We start from the raw sequence: 24,319 nt of genomic DNA, 5'->3' as shown, positions 1-24,319 counted from the left end.
CGTACGGCACGGGAAGGAGCCGGGTGCACAGAAGCCACCCGGCCCCGCCGGAGCTACACCGCCGTAGGTACGCCGCCGAGCCTGCCCCCCCGAACCTGCCCCGCCGGAGCTACACCGCCAGACCTGCCCCCCGAACCTGCCCCCGCCTGACCTACGCCGCCGGAGCCAGTTCCTCCGCCCGCCGCGCCGGCACGAACGCGACGTGCTTCTGCCCCCGCCGCAGGTCTATCCGCAGCCGCAGCCCCCCGACCCGGGCCAGCACCAGGCCCACCGTGATCGCCGCCACCGCCGATATCACCCCGCACGTCAGGAACCCGATCCGGGCGCCGAACGTGTCCGTCGCCCAGCCGACGATCGGCCCCCCGATCGGCGTGCCGCCGACGAACACCATCACGAACAGGCTCATCACGCGCCCGCGCATCGCCTCGTCGGTGGCGAGCTGGACGTTGGCGTTCGCGGTCGTGTTGAACAGCAGCCCGGCCGCGCCCACCGGCACCAGCAGCGCCGCGAACAGCCAGAACGCCGGCGACACCGCCGCGACGATCTCCAGCACCCCGAACGCCAGCGCCGCGAGCACCGTCAGCCGCAGCCGGCTCGCCCCGCGCCGCGCCGCGAACAGCGCGCCGCCCAGCGACCCGGCGGCCATCAGCGAGTTCAGCAGGCCGTACGTGCCGGCGTCACCGTGGAAGACCTCGTCCACGTACGCCGTGAGCCAGATCGGGAAGTTGTAGCCGAACGTGCCGATGAAGCCGACCAGCACGATCGGCCACAGCAGCTCCGGCCGCCCGGCGACGTACGCCAGGCCCTCGCGCAACTGCCCCTTGCCGCGCGGCGCGCGCTCGACGCGGTGCAGCTCGGCGGAGCGCATGAGCAGCAGCCCGGCGATGGGGGCGATGAAGGAAAGCCCGTTCAGCAGAAAGGCCCAGCCACTGCCCACGGCCGTGATGAGCACACCGGCGACGGCCGGGCCGAGCAGCCGCGCCGTCTGGAAGTTGGCGGCGTTGAGGCTGACGGCGTTCTGCATCTGCTCCTTGCCGACCAGCTCGGCGACGAACACCTGCCGCGCCGGGTTGTCGACGACGGTGGCGAGGCCGAGCAGGAACGCCATGAGGTACACGTGCCAGACCGTCACCGCTCCGCTCAGCGTGAGCGCCGCGAGCGCGAGTCCGATGAGGCCCATCGCGGTCTGGGTGGCGAGCAGCAGCTTGCGCTTGGGGAGCCGGTCGGCGAGCACGCCGCCGTAGAGGCCGAACAGCAGCATGGGCAGGAACTGCAGTGCCGTCGTGATGCCCACGGCGGTGGCGGAGCCGGTGAGGCTGAGCACCAGCCAGTCCTGCGCGATGCGCTGCATCCAGGTACCGGTGTTGGAGACCACCTGGCCGCCGGCGAAGAGCCGGTAGTTGCGGATCCGCAGCGAGCTGAAGGTGCCGTGCCTGCCGCGCTTGTCTTCTTCTTCGTGGTCGTCGGGTGTGGGTGCGGGGGCGGAGTCTGCTCCGGGTCCCGTACGCAAAGGTGTCCCCTCCTGTCAGCGTCCTTCGTCAGCGTGGTGCGGTCTTCGGCATGGGCAGATGTGCGAGCTTTTCGAGCACCGGCGCGGCGTCGCGCAGGGTGGCCCACTCCTCCTCGGACAGGCCGCCGGCCAGCTCGGCCAGCCAGGCGTTGCGCTTGCGGCGACTCTCTTCGAGCATCGCCACGGCCTGCTCGGTCTGGCTGACCACCTTCTGCCGCCGGTCCTCCGGGTGCGGCTCCAGCCGGACCAGCCCCTTGGTCTCCAGCATGGCGACGATGCGGGTCATCGACGGCGGCTGGACGTGCTCCTTGCGCGCCAGCTCACCGGGGCCGAGAGGGCCGCAGCGGAAGAGCGTGCCGAGCACCGACATCTCGGTCGGGCTCAGCGACTCGTCCACGCGCTGATGCCGCAGCCGCCGGGTCAGCCGCATGATCGCGGAGCGGAGCGAGTTCACCGCGGCGGCGTTCTCCTCCTGGGACAGGTCAGGCATGGTCATTAGCGTACCTCATTACTTTGGCTAAGTAAAATGGTGAAGCCGAGACAGAGGAGGTTACGGGCAGACTGCCCGCGCCACCCGAAAGGATGACCGCGTACGGGAACGCCCGCCCCCGGAGTACGCGACGGGCGACCCTGAACGGCATGGGGACACACGTGCTCAGTCTGCGAATAGACGGCGAACTCCTCGACCGCCTCCGCACCCACGCGGCGAAGCGGGACATGGCGGTGCAGGACTACGTGCTGCGCCTGCTGCAGCGCAACGACTTCGACGAACGCTTCCGGGCGGCGGTGGCAGAAACCGACCGCCTCACCCACTGGCCCACTACCGCACGACCGCCCGCCTCCACGAAGCCCTGGCAGCTCGACGCTCCGGCCGGGCTGTCCGAGTAGGCTGCCTCGATGCCCTCGTCCGCGTGCAGTCACGTCCTCCACGCCGACGACCGCGGTCCGTATGCGGAGCTGCACCTCACTCTGGAGTGCAGCCGAACCCGCGGCGCGATGGGCCACGACGTCAACGAGGATCACTGCGCGGCGGCGCTCGACGGCTGGTTGCACGCGAACCCCGAGCGAGTCCTTCGCAAGCTCCTGGTGACAACAAGCCAGGCCCATCATGGTTCGTTTGACCCGGTCGTCGACGTACTCGCCAGCCGTCAGCCGGGGATCCGCCACCTAGGACTCGGCGCCCTCACCTTTCCGGACTTCGGCCGCGGCGACTACATCCCGGAGGATCTGTCGCGCGACGGCTCCTCGTGTCGGCTTTCAGTGCTGCTGGAGCGGGTGCTTGCAGCAGTGCCGACTCTCCATGAGCTGGTCGTTCAGTGCAACGACATCGACATGGTGCACGACGTCTCGGGCGCGAAGCCCTCACCTCCGTTCCCGGAGATGGCACATCTGCGCCGGCTGGTGCTGCGTGATGAGGCACTCGACCCTGCCGTGGTGGCCGCGCTGGGTACAAGCTCCTTTCCACAGCTTGAGTCGCTCGAACTCTGGCTCGGCCACTTCGAGTACAGCTGGGACGGCTCGGCGCGGGACTTGGTCCCGCTGCTGAACAACCCCGGGTTCGGGGAACTTCGTCAGCTGGCTCTGGTGAGCGACTTGAAAGACACACTGGTGGACGTGCTCGCCGAGAGTGCGCTCATCGCACGACTGGAGTCTTTGAGACTGCCGTTCGGCCTGCTCGGCGCATCCGGGGCGCTGCGTCTCCGCAACCGCTGGTCCGCCTTCAGTAACTTGCGCCGACTCGACGTTACGGGGAACCGTATTCCCGCTGCTGCGGCTCGCGCGCTCCGCGAGACGGCCCCCGACGTCGTCGATGTGGGTGACCAACGGATCCGGGTCAATGACGAGCCGCACTTCGCGCCGCCACTGGGGGCGGCGCTGCTGGAGGGCTCATTCACGATCCTTGGGAGCGGGTAGATGGCTGGGGGCTGGTCTACTTGTTGCGGGCCATGACCTTGATGCCGGTCGACAGGGCTGCGCCGGGCCATCCGGCGGCGGGAAGCGGAACGACGAAGCAACTCGTCCAGGCGCCGTAAGGCCGGTATGCGTCCGACCGTGGTTCAGCGTTGGTCGAGTCGGACGACTCCGTGCAGCAGCGCCAGCAGGAGGTCGTCGAGCTGATCATGGTCGAGGCGGAGCCGGGTGGCGATGTCGTCGCAGGTGGTGAAGCTGACGGTGGCCGCGACAACCACCCCGGCGCGCTGGGTGTCGAACGGGCTCCGCAACCGGCCGGCTTCGGCGAGCCGGGCGACGAACTGGGCGACCTGGGCGAAGCGCCACTGTTCTCGACTGCTGACGACCCGGTGGGCTTCCGGATCGACCGCGGAGAGGCTGATGAGGCGCCGGAACAGGTCTGGGTCGGTGTTCCAGAAGCGGCATGTCCGGGAGACCATCGCCCGGAAGGCAGCGACCGGGTCGTCGAGCGCGGCTGCGGCGTGCATGCCGGCAACCAGTCCGGCCCGCTGGGAGAGGTCGTCGGCAACCGCGTCGAGCAGACCGAGTTTGGAGCCGAACTGGCGGTAGATGGTCACACGGGTGACTTCGGCGTCGGTGGCGACCTGTTCGAGGCTGAGGTTGCGGTAGCCGGCGGCGATCAGGTTCTGCCGGGCGGCTGTGAGGATCTTGTTCCTGGTGCGCTGGACTCCGCGTGCGCGCAGCCCTTCGTGTCTCAACTGCGACTCGTCCTGTCCCACGGCTTCATGATACAGCTTGTATCATATGATACGGCTTGCATCATCAACCAGGTTGGCCGCTTTCGGCTTCAGGCGATGAGGGAGGTGCCCGGTTTTGACTGATCACCCGGTGGCGCTGGTGACGGGGGCGAACAAGGGGCTGGGGAAGGAAACCGCTCGGCAGCTCGCCGCGCGCGGGGTAACCGTTGCACTCGGAAGTCGCGACACCGAGCGCGGCGAGGCCGCCGCCCACGAGTTGGCCGCAGCGGGCATCGCGCCGATTCCGGTCCGGCTGGATGTCACCGACGCAGGCAGCGTCCAGGACGTTGCCGACTGGCTGGAAGCCGAGTACGGGCGGCTGGATGCGTTGGTCAACAACGCGGGAACGGTCGTTGACCAACGCGCCGAACGCACCACCGCCGCCGAGATGCGGCATACCTACGAGGTCAATGTCTTCGGTGCGGTCACGATGATCCAGACCATGCTGCCCCTGCTCGGCACATCCTTGGCACCGCGCATCGTGAACGTCTCCAGCACCACTGCGTCGATGTCGTTGACCAGCGGTGGCACCGACTTCGGTGGCGACGCTGACATGCGGATGGCCTACTCCTCGTCGAAGGCAGCGCTCAACATGCTCACCGTCCAGTACGCCAAGGCATTCAGCACGAACGACGCACTGTCGCACATCAAGATCAATTCAGCCACGCCAGGCTATACCGCCACGGACATGACCCGACACCGCGGCACCCGCACGGTTGCCGAAGGAGCCCGCATCATCGTTGACCTCGCCACCCTGCCCGAGGACGGCCCCACCGGGAAGTTCTTCAACGACAACGGAACGGTGCCGTGGTAGTTCCGCCGCAGGCGGGTTTGACTACCGGCGAGGGTGCGCCGTGAATGCCACCTTCGTACGGCACACGCAGTTCGACCACAGCGTCGCCGCGCGGCACCGCATGGCGTGTACGTCCTCCCGGCGACGGCGGCTTCGTGCCGAACGGCCAGGTGAGGGGCGCGCCGAGACGTATCCGTGGGAACTGGAGCTCGACGTCGCCCAGGTGGCGCCGCCGGGCGTCCGTCGAGGCCCAGCCAGCGTTCGATCGGGTCGAGGGCGAAGAAGACCACGAACACCGCCGACGTCACCCACAGCGCCGGGCGTACGGTCCCGGGGCGGCCCACCGCCGCGCGGAGCAGGGCGTGGGCGAGGAAGCCCATGCCGATGCCGACCGTGATGCTGTACGTGAAGGGCATCAGCGTGATCGTCAGGAAGGCCGGGACCGCGATCGTCGTGTCGGACCAGTCGATGCTGCGGATGTTCGACGACAGGATCAGGAAGCCCACCACCACCACCAGCGCCGGCGTCGCCGCCTGGGACGGGACGATCGTCACCAGCGGCGTGCAGACCAGCGCCAGCAGGAACAGCGCGCCCGTGACGACGTTCGCCAGCCCGGTACGGGCGCCCTCGCCGACGCCCGCCGTGGACTCCGCGAAGGCCGCGCTCGCCGAGGCGGAGGCCGCGCCGCCGAGGGCGACGGCGGCGCCGTCGACCATCAGGACCCTGTTCATCTCGGGCAGGCGGCCGTGTTCGTCGAGGAGGCCGGCCTCCTCCGTGACGCCGAGGATCGTGCCCATCGCGTCGAAGAAGCCGGACAGCAGCACGGTGAAGACGAAGAGGCAGCCCGTCAGGATGCCCGCCTCGCGGAAGCCGCCGAAGAGGCTCGCCTCGCCCAGCAGGCCGAAGTCGGGGGCCTCCACGAGGCTGTCCGGAACCACCGGGGCGGTCAGGCCCCACGCCTCCTCCGGGAGGTCGCCGGTCGCGTGGATGATCATCGCGACCAGCGTCATCGTCACGATGCTGACGAGGATCGCGCCGCGGAAGCGGCGGGCCAGCAGGACGAAGGTCAGCGCCAGGCCCAGCACGAAGACCAGCACCGGCCACCCTTTCAGGTGACCGGCGGTGCCCAGGCCGAGCGGGACGGTGGTGTTCGCGGAGTCCGGGTTGCGGGTGACGAAGCCGGCGTCCACCAGGCCGACGAGGGCGATGAACAGACCGATGCCGATCGCGATGGCCTTGCGCAGGCCGTCCGGGATCGCGGACATCACCCGTTCCCGTAGCCCCGTGACCACCAGCAGCATGATGACCAGCCCCGCCAGCACCACCATCCCCATCGCGTCCGCCCACGACATCTCCGGCGCGAGCTGCAGCGACACCACGGCGTTGATGCCGAGGCCGGCGGCGCAGGCGACGGGGACGTTGCCGAGGGCGCCCATGAGGAAGGTGGTCACGGCGGCGACCAGCACCGTGGCCGTGACCAGCTCTCCGTGGTCGAGCTTCTGGCCGTACTTGTCCGTCGCCGAACCGAGGATGATCGGGTTCAGCACGATGATGTACGCCATGGCGAAGAACGTCGCCAGCCCGCCCCGCAGCTCCTGGGTGGCGGACGAGCCGCGCCGCGAGATGCGGAAGTAGGCGTCGAGGGGGGAGGTGCTGCCGGTCCTCCGGGCGTGGGGCATGCGCGACCTTCGTGCTGTTCGTGCCGGGCGGCGGCCGGATTCCGGCGCCTAATCAGGGTGCGGTCGTGATACCGCCCGTACCCTGGTGACATGGGCAAGAAGCCGCACAGGCATCCGGCGCCGGAGCCGTTCGAGGGCGACATCATGGCGGTCACGGTCGGTGGCACCGTGCTGTGGTGCGTGCTCTTCCTCGTCCAGCTGCCGTTCGTCGGCTGGCTCGACGACCACGACCGTTTGTGGTGGCTGTGGACGTGCCTCGCGGGCGCCGGCCTCGGCCTCCTCGGCATCTGGTACGTACGCCGCCGTGCGGCCGCGCTCGCCCGGGGGGCGCGCGCAGTCGCCGAGTCGAACACGTAACGTCGTACGCATGACACAGCGGGTCGAGGCAGCGTCCGACGGTGGTGGGGGGCCGGAGCCGGGCGGAGGCGCCGGAGGGGCGGGCGGGGCGACCGGTGTGGAAGACGGTGCGCCCGAGGCGGGGACTGACACGGGGACCGGGGCAGGGGCCGAGGACGGGACCGAGGCGGGGGGTGCGGCGGACACCGCCGTCGGGATGGCCGTCGGGACAGCCGTCGGGACTGCGGCCGGGGGCGGGGCGGCCGTCGTGCGCCGGCACATCGGGCTCACCGCCGCCGAGGTCGCCGAGCGCGTCGCCCGCGGCGAGGTCAACGACGTTCCCGTACGCTCCTCCCGCTCCACCGCCGACATCGTCCGCGCCAACGTCTTCACCCGCTTCAACGCCATCATCGGCGTCCTGTGGATCATCATGCTGGCCGTCGCGCCCATCCAGGACAGCCTGTTCGGCTTCGTGATCCTCGCCAACACCGGCATCGGCATCATCCAGGAGCTGCGCGCCAAGAAGACCCTCGACAGCCTCGCCGTCATCGGCGAGGCCAAGCCGCGGGTGCGCCGCGACGGCCGCACCCGAGAGATCCCCACCGCCGAGATCGTGCTCGGCGACCTCGTCGAGCTGGGCCCCGGCGACAAGGTCGTCGTCGACGGCGAGGTGCTGGAGTCCGACAGCCTGGAGATCGACGAGTCCCTGCTCACCGGCGAGGCCGACCCCGTCGTCAAGTCCCCCGGTGACAAGGTGCTCTCCGGCAGCTTCGTCGTCGCCGGCGGCGGCGCGTTCACGGCGACGAAGGTGGGGCGCGAGGCGTACGCCGTGCAGCTGGCGGAGGAGGCGTCGCGCTTCACGCTCGTCCACTCCGAGCTGCGCAGCGGCATCAGCGAGATCCTCAAGTACGTGACGTACATGATGATCCCGGCCGCCATCGGCCTGGTCATCAGCCAGCTCGTGGTCGAGAACGAGGGCCCGCAGGACGCCGTCCGCCGCATGGTCGGCGGCATCGTGCCGATGGTGCCCGAGGGGCTGGTGCTGCTCACCTCCATGGCGTTCGCGATAGGCGTCATCCGGCTCGGCCGCAAGCAGTGCCTCGTGCAGGAACTCCCCGCGATCGAGGGCCTCGCGCGGGTCGACGTCGTCGCCCTCGACAAGACCGGCACCCTCACCGAGGGCGGCATGGACGTCACCGAGCTGCGGCCGCTGGGCGGCGCGACGGAGGCGGACGTACGGCGGGTGCTGGGCGCGCTCGGCTCGTCCGACCCGCGGCCGAACGCCAGCCTGCAGGCCATCATCGAGGCGTACCCGGACACCGAGGAGCTGCGCAGCACCGAGTCGCTGCCGTTCTCCTCGGCGCGCAAGTACAGCGGGGCGGCGTTGAGCGACGCGAGCGACGGGGACCTTGCCCACGGCGCCGGTACGTGGCTGCTGGGCGCGCCCGACGTGCTGCTGCCGGCCGCCGACCCGACTCTTACTGAGATCGACGACCTGAACGCGCAGGGCCTGCGCGTCCTGCTGCTCGCCCGCGCCGTCCGGGAGCTGGACGACCCGGAGGTGGCGCGCGACGTCGAGCCGACCGCGCTGGTCGTCCTGGAGCAGCGGCTGCGGCCGGACGCCGCCGACACCCTCCGCTACTTCGCGGAGGAACGGGTCGAGACGAAGATCATCTCGGGCGACAACGCGGTGTCCGTGGGCGCCGTCGCCGCGAAGCTGGACATGGCCGGCGCGGACCGTACGGTCGACGCGCGCACCCTGCCGACGGACCTGGACGAGATGGCCGCCGTCCTCGACGACAACGCCGTCTTCGGTCGCGTCAACCCGCAGCAGAAGCGGGACATGGTCGCCGCGCTGAAGTCCCGCGGGCACGACGTGGCGATGACGGGCGACGGCGTCAACGACGTGCTGGCGCTGAAGGACGCGGACATAGGCGTGTCCATGGGCTCGGGCTCGGAGGCGTCGAAGGCCGTCGCGCAGATCGTGCTGCTGAACAACAGCTTCTCCACCCTCCCCTCGGTGGTCGCCGAGGGCCGCCGGGTCATCGGCAACATCGAACGGGTCGCGAACCTCTTCCTTACTAAGACCGTCTACTCGGTGCTGCTGGCGCTGCTCGTCGTCGTCACGCAGGTCCCGTACCCCTTCCTGCCGCGGCACCTGACGCTGCTGTCGACGCTGACGATCGGCGTGCCGGCGTTCTTCCTGGCGCTGGCGCCGAACAAGGAGCGGGCGCGGCCCCACTTCGTGCGGCGGGTGATGCGCTACGCGATCCCGGCCGGGCTGATCGCGGGGGTGGCGACGTTCCTGACGTACATGCTCGCGCGGCGGCACTACACGGGGGACGGGGCACTGGACGCGGAGACGTCGGCGGCGACGCTGACGCTGTTCCTGATCGCGATGTGGGTGCTGGTGATCATCGCGCGGCCGTACACGTGGTGGCGGGTGGGGCTGGTCGCGACTATGGCACTGGGGTTCGTGATCGTGCTGGTCACGCCGTGGCTGCAGGACTTCTTCGCGCTGAAGCTGGTCGGGGCGGAGATGCCGTGGACGGCGGTCGGGATCGCGGCGGGGGCGTCGGTGGTGCTGGAGTTCGCGTGGCGATGGGTGACGCGGCGGTTCCCGGACTGAGGGAAGGCGGTCGGTTCCGATGAAGCTGTTCGCCGCGGTGATCCCGCCCCCGGAGGTGCTGGCGGAGCTGGCCGGAGCGGTGGAGCGGCTGCGGGCGCTGCCGGACGCCGGGCGGCTGCGCTGGACCCGGCCGGAGGGGTGGCACGTCACGGTGGCGTTCTACGGGGAGGTGCCGGCCGGCTCCGTCGCGGAGCTGGGCGAGCGGCTGGCGCGGGCGGCGGCGCGGCGGCGGGGGGCGGTGGCGCTGGGGCTGGCGGGCGGCGGGCGGGTCTCGGACACGGCGCTGTGGACGGAGGCGGCGGGCGACGTCGAGGAGCTGGGCCGGCTGGCTGCGGGCGCGGAGGCGGCGGGGCGCCGCACGGCGGGGGTGGAGGGCGGGACCGGGGGCGGGCGCGGAGCCGGTGCCGGGGTCGGTGCCGGAGCTGGGGTCGGTGGGCGCGGGGAGCGCCGCTATCGCCCGCACCTGACGCTGGCCCGCCAACGCCACGGCGGCGGCGCGGACCTCACCCCGTTCACGTACGCCCTACGCGACTTCGCCACCGCCCAGCGCCCGGTCCCCGCCCTCACCCTGATCCGCAGCCACCCACCGCCCCCGGGCGAGAAGGGCGCCCAACCCGACTACGAGACCCTGGCCGCCTGGCCGTTGGGGCGGGGCGAGACGTAGCGCGGGGCGCTCAGTCGCGCGGGAACTCGTCGGTGGCCAGCTTGAGCCCGACGGGGGTGTCGGTGAGATCGATCTGCTCACCGAAGTCGAGGGTGGTTTTGCTGCGGTACTCGCCGTCTTTGGGCAACTTGTAGAGATGGCACTTGCCGGTGTACGGGTCGGCGATCAGATAGACCGGCACGCCGGCGGTGGCGTATGCGGTCTTCTTCGGGCCGTAGTCGTTGGTAGCGGTCGTTTTGGAGATCACCTCGGCCACGAATTCCACGTCTTGCGGGCGCCAGCGACCTTCGCTCCCGCGTACGGCGCTCTCTGCCAGCGCGGTGACGTCGGAGGCGAAGCCGTTCAGGTAGCCGGGGAAGTCGATGCGGACGTCGGAGGCGAGGCGCCTTCGGGGATACTGGTCACGCAGTTGCTCGATGATGGTGAGCGTGATCTCCCAGTGCGTCTGCCGCTGCGGCGACATGCAGATCTTCCCCTCGACGATCTCAACCTTGTATCCCTCGGGGACGGGCATGCGCTCCAGCCACTCGAACATCATGTCGAGGGTGAGCTCGTCGCTCTCGTCGGCCATCTCGATCCTGTCGGTCTCCACGACGGTCATCGTGCCGCTCCTCCCCGCTGCGACCCAACACCGCAGCCGGTAGTACAACGATACTCACGGTGAGCCGTTACGGCCCGTTACCGCCGCCCCGGGCGCTTCGCCCGGGGCGGCGGGCCCGTAAGCTCGTACGCGTGAACGCCAAGACCCGCATCCGCGTCGTCAGCGCCACGCTCGTGCTGATCTTCGCCGTCGTCGCCATCGCCGCCGCCTTCGGCGGCTGAACCCGGTCAGCCCGGCCCGGCCACCGCTACCGGGCGAACGCCTCCGGGGACGGACCCGGACCCGGGCCCGGGAAGACCTCGTCGAGCGACGCCGGCAGCTCGTCGGACAGCGTCAGCTCCAGCGTCGGCAGCGCCGACGTCAGCTGCTCCCTCGTGCGCGGGCCCACACCTGGCGAATGCGTGCCCAATTATCTAGGTTGCCCTCACCTCATCCGATTCTCCCAGGGGGAGTGGCAGCCATGCGGCAACAGCACATGACCTTCCAGGCGATCGAGGTCGGCGACGGCGGCGACGGGCGGTGGGCCGCCTACGCCCGGGCCCTGTGGCAGGAGATGGCGGGCCTGCTGACCGAGGAGGGCCGGACCCAAGAGGGCGCGGATCGTGTTCGGGCGCTGTTCCGTACGCACATGCCGGAACTGGTCCCGGTTCTGGACCGCCTGGCCGGCCAACTCGACCGGCCCGAGGCGGAAGTCTTCCTCACCCACGCGGCCCTGCGGCCGTTCTCCCCGGGCTGCACCCAGATCGGCGGGAACGGCACGCTGCTGCGCAACTACGACTTGCGGCCCGATCAGTGCGAGGGCACCATCGTCTCCTCCTGCTTCCTGCGCCCCGTGATCGGGATGCAGGACATGCTGTGGGGCTTGCAGGACGGGATGAACGACGCCGGTCTCGCGGTCTCGCTCACCTGGGGCGGACGTTCCGTCTACGGACGCGGCTTCGCCATTCTCATCGTCGTCCGCTACCTGCTGGAGACGTGCGACACCGTCGACGAGGCGGTCGGCAGGCTGCGATCCCTGCCCATCGCCGTCCCCCAGAACCTCACCCTTGTCGATCCCGCGAAGGCGGTGACGGTGTTCGTGGGGCCGGACATGGCGCCGACGGTGGCCCCGGATGCCTGCGCCGCCAATCACCAGCACCTGCCGGTGACCGACGAGCAGGAGCGGGCCATGCGAACGCAGGAGCGGCTGCGCGCCATTCGCGCCGCGGGTGCGGACGTGGCGGCGATGCTGAAGCCGCCGCTGTATCGATCCGTCGACGAGCAGGGGTCGAGAACGCTCTACACGGCCTGCTACCGGCCCGTCGAGGGCCGTGTGACGTACGCATGGCCCGGTGAGTCCTGGCAACAGTCCTTCGGTGACTTCGCACCCGGATCCCGCACCGTGACCCTGGGCCGGGCCAGCTGAGAGGTTTTCCGGACTCCTGCCCACCCCGGCACGAAGATCTTGCAAGAACGTGATTTCACCCGCCGCCGACAGGCCGTCCCCCGGCCGGCCCCGCCACCCGCCGGACGTGACCCGCCTTGCTTGGAGTGGACTCGAAGGGGTTCGCTTGACGTCTATGAAATACACGCAGCTGGGACGCACCGGACTCAAGGTCAGTCGCCTCGTGCTCGGCACGATGAACTTCGGGCCGCAGACGGATGAAGCCACCAGCCACACCCTCATGGATGCGGCGCTCGATGCGGGGCTGAACTTCTTTGACACGGCAAACGTGTACGGGTGGGGCGATAACAAGGGCCGCACCGAGGAGATCGTCGGTGCCTGGTTCGCCAAGGGCGGCGGGCGTCGTGACAAGACGGTCCTGGCCACCAAGGTCTACGGGAACATGGGCACCGACGGACCGGCCTGGCCCAACCATGACCGGCTCAGCGCCGTGAACATACGCCGCGCCGTGGACGCTTCCCTCAAGCGGCTCCAGACCGACTACATCGACGTCTACCAGTTCCATCACATCGACCGGTCGACGCCGTTCGAGGAGATCTGGCAGGCGATCGACGTCCTGATCCAGCAGGGGAAGATCCTGTACGCCGGTTCCTCGAACTTCCCCGGCTACAAGATCGCCCAGGCCAACGAGGTCGCGAAGACACACGGCCGGGTCGGGCTCGTCAGCGAGCAGTGCCTCTACAACCTCGCCGAGCGCCGTGCGGAGATGGAGGTCATCCCCGCCGCGCAGGACTACGGCCTCGGCGTCATCCCGTGGTCGCCGCTGCACGGCGGGCTGCTCGGCGGAGTCCTCAAGAAGGAGGTCACGCAGGGGCGCCGGGCGAGCGGACGGGCCGCCGACGCCCTCAAGGACGCTCGCACGCGCGAGCAGATCCAGGCGTACGAGAACCTGCTGGACAACCACGGCATCGAACCGGGCGAGGCCGCCCTGGCCTGGTTGCTGACCCGTCCCGGTGTGACAGGACCGATCGTCGGGCCGCGCACGCAGGAGCAGCTGGACTCGGCGCTGCGCGCCCTCGACCTGGACCTGGGCGAGGAGCTTCTTGCGGCTTTCGACGATGTCTTCCCGGGGCCGGGGCCGTCTCCCGAAGCCTTCGCATGGTGACGTAGCAGATCCGCAGGGGGAGTGGGAGGCGGCGGTCGGCGCGCTGCGTATACCTCATGAGGATCAAGCCAGGTCCTTCGAGCGCGCTCTGAGCCAGCGCATCCGAAACGCGACCGGGTATCCCCGCATGGCAGGCTTAGCGCCATGCCCGCCGCCTCTCCGCCCTCCCGTCCGCCCTCCGGCCAGTCTTCCTGTCAGCCCTCCGGCCCGCCCTCCCGCCGGCTCTCCCTTCTGCCGACCGCCGCCGCCCTGCTCACCTCGGCGGCGTTGGCGACGTCCGCCGCGTACGCCCCGCCCGCCGCGGCGCAGGACGACGTGATCCTCACCGACCCCCGGATCACCGAGTCCAGCGGCCTGGCCGCCAGCCGGCAGCACGACGGCGTGTACTGGACGCACAACGACTCCGAGGACGGCCCGTACGTCTACGCCGTCGACGGCGAGACCGGCGAGACGCTGGCCACGATCACGCTGCGCGGCATAGGCGAGCCGCGCGACGTCGAGGCCATCTCGCTCGGGCCCGACAACCAGCTCTACGTCGGCGACATCGGCGACAACATGGGCGGCTCCTGGTCGTACGTGTGGGTCTACCGCTTCCCGGAGCCGAAGCGGCTAGCGGACGCGACGGTGGACGCCGTGCAGTACGAGGTGCAGTACGAGGACGGGCCGCGCGACGCGGAGGCGCTGATGGTGCACCCGAAGTCCGGGCGGGTGTACGTCGTCAGTAAGAAGGAGGACGGGGGCGCGGCGCTGTACGTCGGACCGGAGGAGCTGTCGACCGGGTCGATGAACGTCTTCCGGCGGGTCGCGCCGGTCAACCTGTGGGTGACGGACGGGGCGTTCTCGCCGGACGGCACCAGGATGGCGCTGCGCAGCTACGTGGGCGGGCGGATGTACCGCTTCGCGGACGGCGAGCCTAAGGAGGACGGGCGGCTGGACGTGCCGCTGCAGTCGCAGGGCGAGTCGATGACGTACACGGCGGACGGGTCGGCGATCGTGTTCGGCAGCGAGGGGGAGCGGAGCGACCTGGTGTGGCGGGAGGCCGAGGGGGGTTCCGGCGAGGAGTCGGGCGGGGAGTCGGAGGGGTCCGGGAGCGGTTCGGGGGACGGCGCGAGCGGGGGCTCCGGTGAGGACGGGGACCGCAGTCCGGTGGCGACGGTGCTGATGGCGGGCGGGGTTATCGCGGCGGTGCTGCTGCTGTTCCGCGCGCTGGTGCGGCGCCCGCGCCCGGACTGAGCGCCCCTCAGACCGTCTCCCCCTCGCGGCACTCCGTTCCGTCGAAGGTCCTCGCCGTCTGCTGCGGCGGAGCCCATCCCGTCTTGCGGCGGTGTTCGAGCAGTGCCTCCAGGCCGTCGAGCATCCGGTCCATCGCGAACATCAACGCCTCCTCGTCCAGCCCGGAGAAGGCGTCGTCGGCGAGCTTGGCGATCCGCGGATAGCGCCCGGACTCCATCGCCGACTCCAGCGCCGGAGACTGCGCCTCCCAGAACTCCTGATCGCTGATCCCGGTCCGCGCCTCCGCCTGCTTGGCGTTGACATGGGTCCGGGCGAGGCCGGCGGCGGTGGCGTCGACCGCGACGACGAAGCCGACCTTCTCCTGGTCGGTGAGCGGCAGTTCGTCGAAGCCGCTGAGAGCGAGTTCGAAGCCGTCCAGGCCGTTGGGACCGAGCACAGGCCGGCCCTGGTCGACGTGGAGCAGCCAGGGATGGTCGAGGTAGCGCTGCCAGAAGCTCTGGGCCAGACCCCGCAGCCGCTCCCGCCAGGTCCAGTTCCGGAAGCGTTCGATGTCCTCCGGTTCGACGGGGCTGACGCCGTCGAGCATCAGGTCGAGCAGCTCCGCCTTGCCGGGCACGTACCGGTAAAGCGACATGGTGCCCACGCCCAGGCACCCGGCGATCTTGCGCATCGAGACCGCCTCCAGCCCCTCGGCGTCGGCGATGCGGATGGCCGCGTCGACGATCCGCGCCACCGAGATGCCGGGCTTCGGGCCGCGCTTGGCGCGCTCCTCCATGCCCCAGAGCAGGGCCATGCTGCGGCTGAGGTCGCCGCTGCCGCTGTGTTCCGTTCCCGCCATGGAACCCGAGTCTAGCTGGGGACTTGCCATCTGCGTACACCGTATGCGTAAATGAGTACGGCGTACTCAGATAGGGGAGGAAGAGCGTGATGGCAAGCTCGGCCGACGCCGTCGTGGCGGACGGCGTGCAGAAGCGCTATGGAGAGAAGCGGGCCCTCGCCGGATTCGACCTGACCGTGCCGTACGGCACCGTCTACGGCCTGCTCGGCCCGAACGGCGCGGGCAAGACCACCGCGGTACGGATCCTGTCCACCCTCATCCGCCTGGACGGCGGACAGGCCCGGGTGGGCGGGCACGACGTGATGAAGGAGCCGGTCAAGGTACGCCGGCGGATCGGCCTCGCCGGGCAGTACGCGGCGGTGGACGAGGTGCTGACCGGCCGGCAGAACCTGGAGATGTTCGCCCGGCTGTTCCACCTCGGCTCCCGGCGCGCCCGCGAGCGCGCGGCGGAGCTGCTGGAGCAGTTCGGCCTGACGGACGCGGCGGACAAGGGCGCGAAGGAGTACAGCGGCGGCATGCGGCGCCGGCTCGACCTGGCGTCGAGCATGATCCTCGCGCCGGACGTGCTGTTCATGGACGAGCCGACCACCGGCCTGGATCCGCGCGGTCGCGGCGAGGTGTGGGAAGCGGTGCGCGGCCTGGTGGCCGACGGCACCACCGTGCTGCTCACCACGCAGTACCTGGACGAGGCCGACAAGCTCGCCGACCGCATCGCGGTCATCGACAGCGGCCGGACGATCGCCGACGACACCCCGGCCGCGCTGAAGAACGCCGTCGGCGGCGACCGTATCGAGGTCGTCGTCGGCTCGGCGGAGGAGATCCCGGACGCGGTCAAGGCCGTCGCCCGGGTCTCCGGCGCCGAACCGGCCATCGACCTGGAGGAGCTGCGCGTGCACGGCGCGGTCACCGACCGGGTCGCGGCGCTGACGGAGGTGGCGCGCACGCTGCAGGACGAGGGGGTCGCGGTGGACGACATAGCGCTGCGGCGACCGACGCTCGACGACGTGTTCCTGAGCCTGACGGGCCACACCACGGCCGAGACGGAGACGCCCGCGAAGACCGCGAAGACCGGAGAGAAAGAGGAGGCCGAGGTCGTATGAGCACCGCCACCGACACCGCGGCGGGCGGGCGGCGGCACCGTCCGCCCACCCGCGAACAGGCCCCCGGCGGGGCGCTGAAGTGGGCGTTCGCCGACTGCTGGACCGTCGTACGCCGCGGCCTGCTGCACTACCGCCGGCAGCCGTCGAACATCGCCTGGCAGCTCGGCTTCCCCGTCGTCTCCGTGCTGCTGTTCGTGTACGTCTTCGGCAGCGCGATGGAGGGCGGCGCGGACGCCTACAAGTCGTACGCGATGCCCGGCATGTTCGCGATGACCATGGCCTTCGGGTTCATGAACACCGCCATGCTGATCGCCATCGACAAGGAGCACGGCATCACCGACCGCTTCCGCTCCATGCCGATGTCCCCCTCCGCCGTCGTCAGCGGCCGGGGCGTCTCCGACCTCATCGGCGCCGCGCTGGACCTGGTGGTGATGGCGTCGATCGCGCTGATCATCGGCTGGCGCTCGGACGGCACGGTGCTGGAGACCGCGGCGGCCTTCGCGCTGCTGCTGTGGCTGCGCTTCGCGCTGATCTGGGTCGGGGTGGTGCTCGGCCTGCTGGTGCCCAACCAGGAGGCGGCGGGCAACCTCTTCGCGATCGCGTTCCCCTTCGGCATGGTCTCCAGCGTCTTCGCGTCACCCGCGGACATGCCGGACTGGCTGGGCGCGATCGCGATGTGGAACCCGGTGTCGTCCACGGCCAACGCGGTGCGCGAGCTGTTCGGCAACCCGGGGCGGCTGGGCGACTCGTGGATCGAGCAGCACGCGATGCTGATGGCGGTGGTGTGGCCGGTGGTGATCACGGCGGTGTTCCTGCCGCTGGCGGTGCGGAAGTACCAGCGCCTGTCGCACTGACGCATCAGGCCCCTGCGGCAAGCCGCAGGGGCCTGATGGTCGTCAGATCCGTTCGAGGACGAAGTCGATGCAGCGGGTCAGCGCCTCGACGTCGGCGGGGTCGACCGCGGGGTACATGGCGACCCGGAGCTGGTTGCGGCCGAGCTTGCGGTACGGCTCGGTGTCCACGATGCCGTTGGCGCGCAGCGTCTTGGCGACGGCGGCGGCGTCCACGTCGTCGGAGAAGTCGATCGTGCCGACGACCTGCGAGCGCTGCGCCGGGTCGGCGACGAACGGCGTGGCGGCCTTCGTCTCCTCGGCCCAGTTGTAGAGCGTACGGGCGGACGCGGCGGTGCGCCGTACGGCCCAGTCCAGCCCGCCCTGCCCGTTCAGCCAGTCCAGCTGGTCGGCGAGGAGGAAGAGGGTGGCGAGGGCGGGGGTGTTGTACGTCTGGTTCTTGCGGGAGTTGTCGATCGCCGTGGGCAGCGAGAAGAACTCCGGCACGTGCCGCCCGGAGGCGTGCACGCGGGCGGCGCGCTCCAGCGCGGCCGGGGAGAACGCGGCGACCCACAGCCCGCCGTCGGAGGCGAAGGACTTCTGCGGCGCGAAGTAGTACACGTCCGTCTCGGCCACGTCCACCGGCAGCCCGCCGGCCCCGGACGTCGCGTCGACGAGCACGAGCGCCCCGCCGTCGGCCCCCGCGACCCGGCGCAGCGGCATGGCGACGCCGGTGGAGGTCTCGTTGTGCGTCAGCGCGTACACGTCGACCCCGGCCTCGGCGCGCGCCTCCGGGTGCGTACCGGGCTCGGACGTCACGACGGTCGGCTCGTCCAGCCACGGGGCGAGCTTGGCGGCCTTCGCGAACTTCGAGGAGAACTCGCCGAAGGACAGGTGCTGCGACTTGCGCTCGATCAGCCCGTGCGTGGCGATGTCCCAGAACGCGGTGGACCCACCGTTGCCGAGGACCACCTCGTACCCCTCCGGCAACGCGAACAGCTCACGCACCCCGTCCCGCACCCGCCCGACCAGGTCCCGCACGGGAGCCTGCCGGTGGGAGGTGCCGAGGAGGGCGGAGCCGGTGGCGGCCAGGGCCTCAAGCGCCTCGGTACGCACCTTGGACGGACCCGACCCGAAGCGTCCGTCGGCGGGCTTGATGTCAGCAGGAATCTCGATCTCAGCCACCCCCGAAGCCTACGACCCGACCCGGACGCGACGACGCTCCGTCCACGCTCTGAGACGAGAACACCCACGTGGTGGGCAGCCCGCGGTGAGCGCCGTACGGGTCAGAGCCGGCGGGCGAAGGCGACGAAGTCGGCCCAGGCGTCGGGGGTGAAGGAGAGCTGAGGGCCGGTCTTGTCCTTGGAGTCGCGGAGGTGGACGACGGAGGGGCAGGCGGCGACCTCGACGCAGTCTCCGTCGCTGCTGCTGCTGTAGCTGGACTTGAACCAGGCCAGGTCACTGGTGCTCATTGCGCTCCTCGCATCCGCTGCAAGAGGCTCACGGAGTCCTCAGGGGTGAGAGCCTGCGCGCACATCCTGGCATACCGCTGCTGGAGCACGCTGATCTCTTTCCGGTCAGAGATGAACAGCCCGCCGCGCTGCGCCTCGTTGTAGGCGTACCAGTGGTTCTCCGGGGTCTCCAGCAGTTGCATCGGCCCGGCCAGCCCGGGATGAGCGTCCTGAGCAAGGGGCATAATCTGGATCTTCGCGTTGCGCAGTCGAGCGACTTCTAGCACATGGTCGATCAGCTCGCGCGCTACTGTCTCCCCACCCGTCCGGCGCTGGAACAGGTACTCCTCCAGGATGAAGTTGAACGCGGTGTTCGTCCGCTCGCGCAGCAGGCGTTGCCGCTCCGCTCGTGCAACCCACTGGGCCTCGATCGCATCGTCCGCCATCGGCGGAAGATGGTGCTCATGGAGCGTCCGCGCGTACGCCTCGGTCTGCAACAGGCCCGGGATCAGCCGACACTCGTACGTATAGAGACTGATCGCCTCTCGCTCCAGCTGGGCCCACTGCCGGAACCACCGCGCCAGTCCCGGCTTCCGCACCAGATGCTGCGCCGACTCCCGCAGTGCGCCCGTGTTGCCGAGCACCGGCTCCGCCCGCTCCACGAAGTCCGGTGGCGGCATCCGGCGGCCGCCCTCGATCGCCGCCACCGTGTGCTTCGAGAACCGCACAAGTTCCCCGCGCTGCTCCCGGCTCAACCCCGCGTGCTTGCGCAGCGCTTGGACCATCGCGCCGAACGTCTTCAGACTGTCCGACGCCTCCGGTTCACCCCCGCAGGCCCCGCCGCCCGCACCAACCACTCCCTCGGCCATCCCCAGCCACCTCCCGCACACACACCCCGCACCTCACGCCCAACCCACCCATGCTTACGGACGGTTACGAGCGTTGTCCACCCTGCGTGCGCGTACGCATACTCACCGTACGCGCAGGTGGTTGTGGGACGTACCTTGGCGCCCCCGTTCTTGCCGCTCCCTGAACTCAGCGTTCGTCTGGAGCGTGGAGTGAGCCGGACAACCTCCGTACCGTTTTAACCGCTCGTGGGCGGTGTCTGCGGCCGGTCGACGTTCACGGTGATGGACAACTCGGCGGTGGAGTGGAAGGTGGCCAGGTCGCCGTTCAGTTGGTTCAATTTTGATGCCTCCCCCTGCCCTGACGCCGTCCCTCGGCTGAACTCACGGCCGCCCGGGCCCCTCGTGCTGCAAGCGGACCAAGTCGTCCAGGGCCCGGTGCAGGTCCTCGACGGACGCCAGGCTGCGGTGCTCGGCAACGACTTGGCCGGTGGCCACGGCGCCGTACTCCAACTCAGCCTCCCCGTTTTCCCACACCGTCAGCTGGCCGACCGCATCCGGTCCGTCCACCGCCAAGGCAATGCTCGCCTTGACCCACCCGGACCGGGACTCGTCCAGGTCCAGCGCGACCCCCTCCGCGGCCAGGGACTCCCGCCTCACCTCGACCCAGGCGCGCAGCGCCGGAAAAAGGAACTCGTGGACCGTCATCACTTCTCCATCAGCCACTGGATGTTCGACGCCTCCGGGAACTGCGGCACCGGCAGTCCGCGACGCACTGCGAGGCGAGCCTGCAGCGAGTTCGGCCCGGGGATCTGAGCCCACCCGGGCTCGCCCGCCGGATACAGGGAACTACGCGGGACGTCGAACTCCACGTAGCCCGTGCCGGGCGCGGCCTGACGGCCGTACGCGGCCGGGTCCGCGGGATGCGCCACATAGGTTGTGCCACCGGCGCCCTCCTGGACGACGCCGGACTGGACCATCGCATCGTGCTCGGCCCGGGACATCCAGCGGCCCACCCGAACCGGATCATCGCCACCGCCCATAGTGCCGTATGGCGAGAGCCCGAGGGGGTCGGCCCAGGTGTGGGGGTTGTGGACGTAGGTGGTGGGGTTGGGGTGGGGTTCGAGGCCGAGGGGGTCGGGGGTGGTGTAGTGGGCGGTGGTGGGGTCGTAGTAGCGGTGCAGGTTGTAGTGGAGGCCGGTTTCCGGGTCGGCGTACTGGCCGGGGAAGCGGAGCGGGGTGTGGGCGGTCGCTTCTCGGTTCCATGTGGTGGTGCCGTAGAGGATGGTGCGGGTGCGCCAGGCGATGTCGCCGTCGGGGGTGACGAGTTCGCGAGGCGTGCCGACGAGGTCGGTGACGATGGCGAAGAAGCGGACGTCGATCTCGTCCTGGGTGGTGGCGTCGGTGATGTGCTCGGTCTGGGAGATCGGGGCGACGCCGTCGTGGTCCCAGGTGACGGTGATGGGGTTGGGTAGATGGGTGGTCTGTTCGATGAGGGTAGGGCCGTCATAGGCGAAGGTGATCTTTTCGGCGGTCGCGTCGGTGCCGGGGGCGACGCGGGTCTTGCTGCGTCTGCGGCCGAGGGGGTCGTAGGCGTAGCGCCATTCGGTGCCGTCGGGGGTGGCTACGTGCGTGAGGCGATTTTCGGTGTCGTATGCGAAGCGCCAGGTCTCGGGCTTCTTGGAGATGCGGGTCCGCGTGCGGCGAATCAGTCGTCCGGCGTCGTCGTGCTGGTAGCGGTAACGGCCTGCACGGGTGAGGGTGGTGCCGGTGTGGGTGCGCTGTCCTGAAGCGTCGTGGGCGGCGTGTTCAGCGGGCCAGGTGGCGGTGGACTGGGCACCGAGGGAGTCGTAGGCGTACGTCTCGGTCCAGTCGCCGGCGGTGATCTGGGTGACGCGGCCGACGGGGTCGAGGTCGAAGGTCTGGTTGCCGGAGAGCCGGTCGTCCAGGGCGAGGAGGTAGCCGTCCGGGCGGTAGGTGTAGGCGCGGGATTGGACGGGAGCGGGCCCCGCGGTGAGGGTCTGCCGGGTGAGGCGGCCGGCGGGGTCCCAGTCCGAGACGAGGGAGAGGGCGCCGATGCTGCGTTCGGTTTCACGTCCGGCGGCGTCGTGGGCGAAGTCCACGGTGTGGTTGCCGGTCGTGAGCCGGGTGCGGCGGCCGGCGGTGTCGTAGGCGTAGGTGCTGACGTGGCCGGACGGAGTGGTTCGGTGGGCGCGGCGGCCAGCTGGGTCGTATGCGAAGGAGACGGTTTCCCCGTTCCACACCTCCGCGGTGATCTGCCCGTTCAGGTCGCGTTGCAGGCTGAGTTCACCGTCAGGGCTGGTGGCTGATGCGAGTCGGCCGGCCGAGTCGTAGGTGTAGCGGGTGACGGTGTCGCCGGTGTTCTTCTCGGTGAGACGGCCGAGGGCGTCGCGCTGGTAGGTGAGGGTCGTGCCGAGGGGGGTGGTGCGGGTGCGGAGCCGGCCGGCGGGGTCGAGTTCGTAAGTGGTCCGGCGGTGGTCGAAGTCGGATTCGGCGATGAGGTGGCCGGCGGGGTCGTAGGTGTAGTCCCAGGTGAGTCCTAGGGGGTTGGTGACCTGGGTGAGGCGTAGCTGGTGGTCGTGGGTGAAGGTGTGGGTGGTGCCGTCGGGGTCGGTGCGGGTGGCGAGCCGGTCGAAGTGGGTGTAGGTGAACGCTGTCGTGTGCCCGGCGGGGTTGGTGAGGGTCAGGCAGTTGCCTTCGCCGTCGTAGGTCCACCGCTGCTCGGCGCCGTCGGGCCCGACCTGGCGGGCGGGCTGGCCTTCGACGGTCCACTCCAGGCGGGTGGTGGCGCCGGTGGGATCCGTGGCGGCGATCAGACGGCCGAAGTCGTCCCATTCGTAGGTTGCGATGCCGCCGGTGGGATCGGTGATACGGGTGGTCAAGCCTGCGGCGTTGCACTCCAACTCGGTGACCGCGCCCAGGGGATCGGTGACTGATGCCAGCCGGCCTGCGTCGTCGTAGGCGTAGTGGGTGGTGTGGCCGGCCGGGTCCGTCAGGGCGATTCGGTTGCCGCGCTCGTCGAGGGTCTGGTGCCAGACCGTGCCGTCGGCACTGATCAGCTCGACAGGGGAGGGGTGGCGGTCGTAGACCGCGTGAGTCTCGCTGCCATCGGGGCGGGCGACGGTGGTACAGCGGTGGTCGCCGTCGTAGGTGTAGCGGGTGGTGTGGCCGAGGGGGTTGGTCTCGGCGATGAGGTTGTGGTGGTCGTCGTACTCGGTGCGTGTGATCGCGCCGAGGGGGTTGATTTCGCCGATGACCTGGGAGTTGTCGTTGATGACGAAGCGGGTGGTCGAGCCGTCGGCTGCGGTGAGAGTGGTGAGGGTGCAGCCGGGCCAGGTGGGGTCGGTGGTGCCGTAGGTGAGGGTGAGAGCGATGTGACCGGCTTCGCCGCCTTCAGCGATGCAGCGGTCGTGTTGGTCGTAGGTGTAGGCGTAGGAGTGGTTGTTGCGGTCGGTCCAGGAGGTGACGCGCAGGCGGTCGTCGTAGGTGAAGGTCAGCGGGAGGCCGGAGGAGTTGTAGTCCTCGGTGAGGTTGCCGTCCTCGTCGTACCCGAAGCGCTTGATCTCCACATCGGTGCCGTCTGCGGCGGCACCGGCGAGGTGGAGGGCGGTGACCCGGTCGTCCTGTGTCGTCAGGCGGAGGTGATAACCGGCGGAGTGACGGATGCCGGTCGGAGCGCCCGCATCATCGTAGGCGAAGGTGATGGTGTGGCCGTTGCGGTCGGAGATCTGGTCCAGCAGGGCGAGACCGTCGCCGTCCGGGTTGCGAAAGTGGCAGGTGCGCCCGGTGAGTGGGTCGGTGATCGTGTAGCCGCCGGTCTGCAGAAGGGCCAGGGGCCAGCGGGGGCCGGAGTCGGGCAGGACCGCATCATCGGGGCCGGAGGGGTGGCGGTAGGCCAGCAGACGGCCGTCTTCGGTGATGAAGACGACTCCTTGCTCGTCGATTTCCAGTCGTTGGTCGACGGTGGAGGTCCAGGTGGGGCCGAACCACCACCCACACCGGTACGACGAGCCGACACGGCGATTGAACGCCAGGGGCAGGAGGCCGGGTAACTCGATGTCGGTCTGGGGGAGGTACATCTCGCCGGTGGCCAGGTCGATCGGGTCAGTGAACTTGTTGACCACGCTCTTGAACCGGTCACGGGCGCCTCGCGCCGCGTCGCCAAGCACGGTGCGCCCACGCTTGGCCAGGCCCAGCACTCCGGCCTTCATGGCCTTGAGGCCCTTCATGGCCTTCATGCCGCCCTTGGCCATCTTCGCCAGCCCGCCGAGGGTGGTCAGACCCCTCATCCCCGGGATGCAGTCCAGGGCCGCGAAGGCAACGTCCCAAAGAGATGCTTCGCCGTTCATGTATTTCATGAGGGTGTCGGCGAGGACGACGAGGGCGGCGGCGAGGACGACCAGCGCGAGGGGGCCGCCGATGATGAGGGCGACGATGCCGAGGACGGCGACGATGACCTTGCAGACGTTGACGATGGTGTCCCAGTTGTCCTTGACCCAGTCGACCGCCTTCTCCCACCACTTGCGGTTCTG

21 protein-coding genes and 2 pseudogenes are annotated in these 24,319 nt (G+C 70.0%); 11 read left to right on the top strand and 12 right to left on the bottom strand.

The window, feature by feature from the left end; genetic code table 11:
* Positions 1 to 151: 151 nt before the first annotated feature.
* Together T328_RS29520 and T328_RS29515 are read right to left on the bottom strand one after the other, a co-directional pair.
* Positions 152 to 1,510 carry an MFS transporter gene (locus T328_RS29520; protein ID WP_496499269.1) on the bottom strand — a complete coding sequence of 453 codons (1,359 nt, stop codon included), beginning with the start codon at positions 1,508 to 1,510 and terminating at the stop codon, positions 152 to 154.
* 28 nt (positions 1,511 to 1,538) lie between these two features.
* Positions 1,539 to 2,000, bottom strand: coding sequence for a MarR family winged helix-turn-helix transcriptional regulator (locus T328_RS29515; RefSeq protein ID WP_496499268.1), 462 nt, complete (start codon positions 1,998 to 2,000; stop codon positions 1,539 to 1,541).
* A gap of 149 nt (positions 2,001 to 2,149) precedes the next feature.
* Between T328_RS29515 and T328_RS29510 the strand changes: the two genes are divergently transcribed.
* Both T328_RS29510 and T328_RS29505 read left to right on the top strand, forming a co-directional pair.
* A complete protein-coding gene (locus tag T328_RS29510; RefSeq protein WP_496499267.1) occupies positions 2,150 to 2,398 on the top strand; it encodes a hypothetical protein in 249 nt (82 codons plus the stop codon).
* Positions 2,399 to 2,407: 9 nt separating this feature from the next.
* Positions 2,408 to 3,424, top strand: coding sequence for a hypothetical protein (locus tag T328_RS29505; protein WP_496499266.1), 1,017 nt, complete (start codon positions 2,408 to 2,410; stop codon positions 3,422 to 3,424).
* A gap of 143 nt (positions 3,425 to 3,567) precedes the next feature.
* Here the strand turns inward: T328_RS29505 and T328_RS29500 are convergent, their stop codons facing one another.
* Positions 3,568 to 4,200, bottom strand: coding sequence for a TetR/AcrR family transcriptional regulator (locus T328_RS29500; RefSeq protein WP_496499265.1), 633 nt, complete (start codon positions 4,198 to 4,200; stop codon positions 3,568 to 3,570).
* Between the two features lie 94 nt (positions 4,201 to 4,294).
* Between T328_RS29500 and T328_RS29495 the strand changes: the two genes are divergently transcribed.
* Positions 4,295 to 5,032: an SDR family oxidoreductase gene (locus T328_RS29495; RefSeq protein WP_496499264.1), complete on the top strand. Its 738-nt coding sequence runs from the start codon at positions 4,295 to 4,297 to the stop codon at positions 5,030 to 5,032.
* A 221-nt stretch (positions 5,033 to 5,253) separates the two neighbouring features.
* Here the strand turns inward: T328_RS29495 and T328_RS29490 are convergent.
* Positions 5,254 to 6,690, bottom strand: a pseudogene (locus tag T328_RS29490) (NCS2 family permease); the annotation flags it as partial.
* Between the two features lie 90 nt (positions 6,691 to 6,780).
* Here T328_RS29490 and T328_RS29485 point away from each other — a divergent pair.
* The 3 genes from T328_RS29485 to T328_RS29475 are packed head-to-tail and all read left to right on the top strand — an operon-like array spanning position 6,781 to position 10,319.
* A complete protein-coding gene (locus T328_RS29485) occupies positions 6,781 to 7,047 on the top strand; it encodes a DUF2530 domain-containing protein (protein ID WP_496499263.1) in 267 nt (88 codons plus the stop codon).
* Positions 7,048 to 7,057: 10 nt separating this feature from the next.
* Entirely contained in the window at positions 7,058 to 9,655 is a 2,598-nt protein-coding gene (locus tag T328_RS29480) for a cation-translocating P-type ATPase (RefSeq protein WP_496499262.1), read from the top strand.
* Positions 9,656 to 9,674: 19 nt separating this feature from the next.
* Positions 9,675 to 10,319 (top strand): 2'-5' RNA ligase family protein, encoded by a 645-nt coding sequence (locus T328_RS29475; protein WP_496499261.1) that lies wholly within the window; start codon positions 9,675 to 9,677, stop codon positions 10,317 to 10,319.
* A 10-nt stretch (positions 10,320 to 10,329) separates the two neighbouring features.
* On the opposite strand, the gene T328_RS29470 is transcribed toward T328_RS29475, so the two are convergent.
* Positions 10,330 to 10,920 carry a Uma2 family endonuclease gene (locus T328_RS29470; RefSeq protein ID WP_496499260.1) on the bottom strand — a complete coding sequence of 197 codons (591 nt, stop codon included), beginning with the start codon at positions 10,918 to 10,920 and terminating at the stop codon, positions 10,330 to 10,332.
* A 247-nt stretch (positions 10,921 to 11,167) separates the two neighbouring features.
* Positions 11,168 to 11,326, bottom strand: a pseudogene (locus tag T328_RS29465) (aldo/keto reductase); the annotation flags it as partial.
* Between the two features lie 54 nt (positions 11,327 to 11,380).
* On the opposite strand from T328_RS29465, the gene T328_RS29460 reads away from it, so the two are divergent.
* The 3 genes from T328_RS29460 to T328_RS29450 all read left to right on the top strand — a co-directional run bounded on the left by T328_RS29460 (position 11,381) and on the right by T328_RS29450 (position 14,702).
* Positions 11,381 to 12,325, top strand: coding sequence for a C45 family autoproteolytic acyltransferase/hydrolase (locus tag T328_RS29460; RefSeq protein ID WP_496499259.1), 945 nt, complete (start codon positions 11,381 to 11,383; stop codon positions 12,323 to 12,325).
* A gap of 154 nt (positions 12,326 to 12,479) precedes the next feature.
* The gene (locus tag T328_RS29455; RefSeq protein WP_496499258.1) at positions 12,480 to 13,469 is read left to right on the top strand and encodes an aldo/keto reductase; all 990 of its coding nucleotides are present in this window, start codon (positions 12,480 to 12,482) and stop codon (positions 13,467 to 13,469) included.
* A gap of 144 nt (positions 13,470 to 13,613) precedes the next feature.
* The gene (locus tag T328_RS29450) at positions 13,614 to 14,702 is read left to right on the top strand and encodes a TolB-like translocation protein (RefSeq protein WP_496499257.1); all 1,089 of its coding nucleotides are present in this window, start codon (positions 13,614 to 13,616) and stop codon (positions 14,700 to 14,702) included.
* A 7-nt stretch (positions 14,703 to 14,709) separates the two neighbouring features.
* Here T328_RS29450 and T328_RS29445 read toward each other — a convergent pair whose 3' ends face one another.
* Positions 14,710 to 15,495 carry a TetR/AcrR family transcriptional regulator gene (locus tag T328_RS29445; RefSeq protein ID WP_496499360.1) on the bottom strand — a complete coding sequence of 262 codons (786 nt, stop codon included), beginning with the start codon at positions 15,493 to 15,495 and terminating at the stop codon, positions 14,710 to 14,712.
* Between the two features lie 134 nt (positions 15,496 to 15,629).
* Between T328_RS29445 and T328_RS29440 the strand changes: the two genes are divergently transcribed.
* Positions 15,630 to 16,640, top strand: coding sequence for an ATP-binding cassette domain-containing protein (locus T328_RS29440; protein WP_496499256.1), 1,011 nt, complete (start codon positions 15,630 to 15,632; stop codon positions 16,638 to 16,640).
* Positions 16,637 to 17,494 (top strand): ABC transporter permease, encoded by an 858-nt coding sequence (locus T328_RS29435; protein ID WP_496499255.1) that lies wholly within the window; start codon positions 16,637 to 16,639, stop codon positions 17,492 to 17,494. Before T328_RS29440 ends, T328_RS29435 begins: the two co-directional genes overlap by 4 nt.
* Positions 17,495 to 17,536: 42 nt before the next feature.
* Here the strand turns inward: T328_RS29435 and serC are convergent, their stop codons facing one another.
* From serC to T328_RS29410, 5 genes are all read right to left on the bottom strand, one after another.
* On the bottom strand, positions 17,537 to 18,655 hold the full coding sequence (gene serC, locus T328_RS29430; protein WP_496499254.1) for a phosphoserine transaminase: 1,119 nt from the start codon (positions 18,653 to 18,655) through the stop codon (positions 17,537 to 17,539).
* Positions 18,656 to 18,756: 101 nt separating this feature from the next.
* The gene (locus T328_RS29425) at positions 18,757 to 18,942 is read right to left on the bottom strand and encodes a DUF397 domain-containing protein (protein ID WP_496499253.1); all 186 of its coding nucleotides are present in this window, start codon (positions 18,940 to 18,942) and stop codon (positions 18,757 to 18,759) included.
* Positions 18,939 to 19,790 (bottom strand): helix-turn-helix domain-containing protein, encoded by an 852-nt coding sequence (locus T328_RS29420; protein ID WP_496499252.1) that lies wholly within the window; start codon positions 19,788 to 19,790, stop codon positions 18,939 to 18,941. Before T328_RS29420 ends, T328_RS29425 begins: the two co-directional genes overlap by 4 nt.
* 360 nt (positions 19,791 to 20,150) lie before the next feature.
* Positions 20,151 to 20,474 carry an immunity protein TriTu family protein gene (locus T328_RS29415; RefSeq protein WP_496499251.1) on the bottom strand — a complete coding sequence of 108 codons (324 nt, stop codon included), beginning with the start codon at positions 20,472 to 20,474 and terminating at the stop codon, positions 20,151 to 20,153.
* The coding region (locus T328_RS29410) for a TreTu family toxin (RefSeq protein WP_496499250.1) at positions 20,474 to 24,319 on the bottom strand (3,846 nt) is incomplete at its 5' end. The genes T328_RS29410 and T328_RS29415, both read right to left, overlap by 1 nt.

This window comes from Streptomyces sp. CNX435, from assembly GCF_059570575.1.
This window is presented reverse-complemented; position numbering and strand designations above follow the sequence as displayed.

Excerpts from the sequence above, each read along its gene's own strand:
- T328_RS29515 (WP_496499268.1), bottom strand. The coding sequence starts at position 2,000 with ATGCCTGACCTGTCCCAGGAGGAGAACGCCGCCGCGGTGAACTCGCTC.
- T328_RS29510 (WP_496499267.1), top strand. The coding sequence starts at position 2,150 with ATGGGGACACACGTGCTCAGTCTGCGAATAGACGGCGAACTCCTCGAC.
- T328_RS29505 (WP_496499266.1), top strand. The coding sequence starts at position 2,408 with ATGCCCTCGTCCGCGTGCAGTCACGTCCTCCACGCCGACGACCGCGGT.
- T328_RS29485 (WP_496499263.1), top strand. The coding sequence starts at position 6,781 with ATGGGCAAGAAGCCGCACAGGCATCCGGCGCCGGAGCCGTTCGAGGGC.
- T328_RS29480 (WP_496499262.1), top strand. The coding sequence starts at position 7,058 with ATGACACAGCGGGTCGAGGCAGCGTCCGACGGTGGTGGGGGGCCGGAG.
- T328_RS29475 (WP_496499261.1), top strand. The coding sequence starts at position 9,675 with ATGAAGCTGTTCGCCGCGGTGATCCCGCCCCCGGAGGTGCTGGCGGAG.
- T328_RS29470 (WP_496499260.1), bottom strand. The coding sequence starts at position 10,920 with ATGACCGTCGTGGAGACCGACAGGATCGAGATGGCCGACGAGAGCGAC.
- T328_RS29460 (WP_496499259.1), top strand. The coding sequence starts at position 11,381 with ATGCGGCAACAGCACATGACCTTCCAGGCGATCGAGGTCGGCGACGGC.
- T328_RS29455 (WP_496499258.1), top strand. The coding sequence starts at position 12,480 with ATGAAATACACGCAGCTGGGACGCACCGGACTCAAGGTCAGTCGCCTC.
- T328_RS29450 (WP_496499257.1), top strand. The coding sequence starts at position 13,614 with ATGCCCGCCGCCTCTCCGCCCTCCCGTCCGCCCTCCGGCCAGTCTTCC.
- T328_RS29445 (WP_496499360.1), bottom strand. The coding sequence starts at position 15,495 with ATGGCCCTGCTCTGGGGCATGGAGGAGCGCGCCAAGCGCGGCCCGAAG.
- T328_RS29440 (WP_496499256.1), top strand. The coding sequence starts at position 15,630 with ATGGCAAGCTCGGCCGACGCCGTCGTGGCGGACGGCGTGCAGAAGCGC.
- T328_RS29435 (WP_496499255.1), top strand. The coding sequence starts at position 16,637 with ATGAGCACCGCCACCGACACCGCGGCGGGCGGGCGGCGGCACCGTCCG.
- T328_RS29425 (WP_496499253.1), bottom strand. The coding sequence starts at position 18,942 with ATGAGCACCAGTGACCTGGCCTGGTTCAAGTCCAGCTACAGCAGCAGC.
- T328_RS29420 (WP_496499252.1), bottom strand. The coding sequence starts at position 19,790 with ATGGCCGAGGGAGTGGTTGGTGCGGGCGGCGGGGCCTGCGGGGGTGAA.
- T328_RS29415 (WP_496499251.1), bottom strand. The coding sequence starts at position 20,474 with ATGACGGTCCACGAGTTCCTTTTTCCGGCGCTGCGCGCCTGGGTCGAG.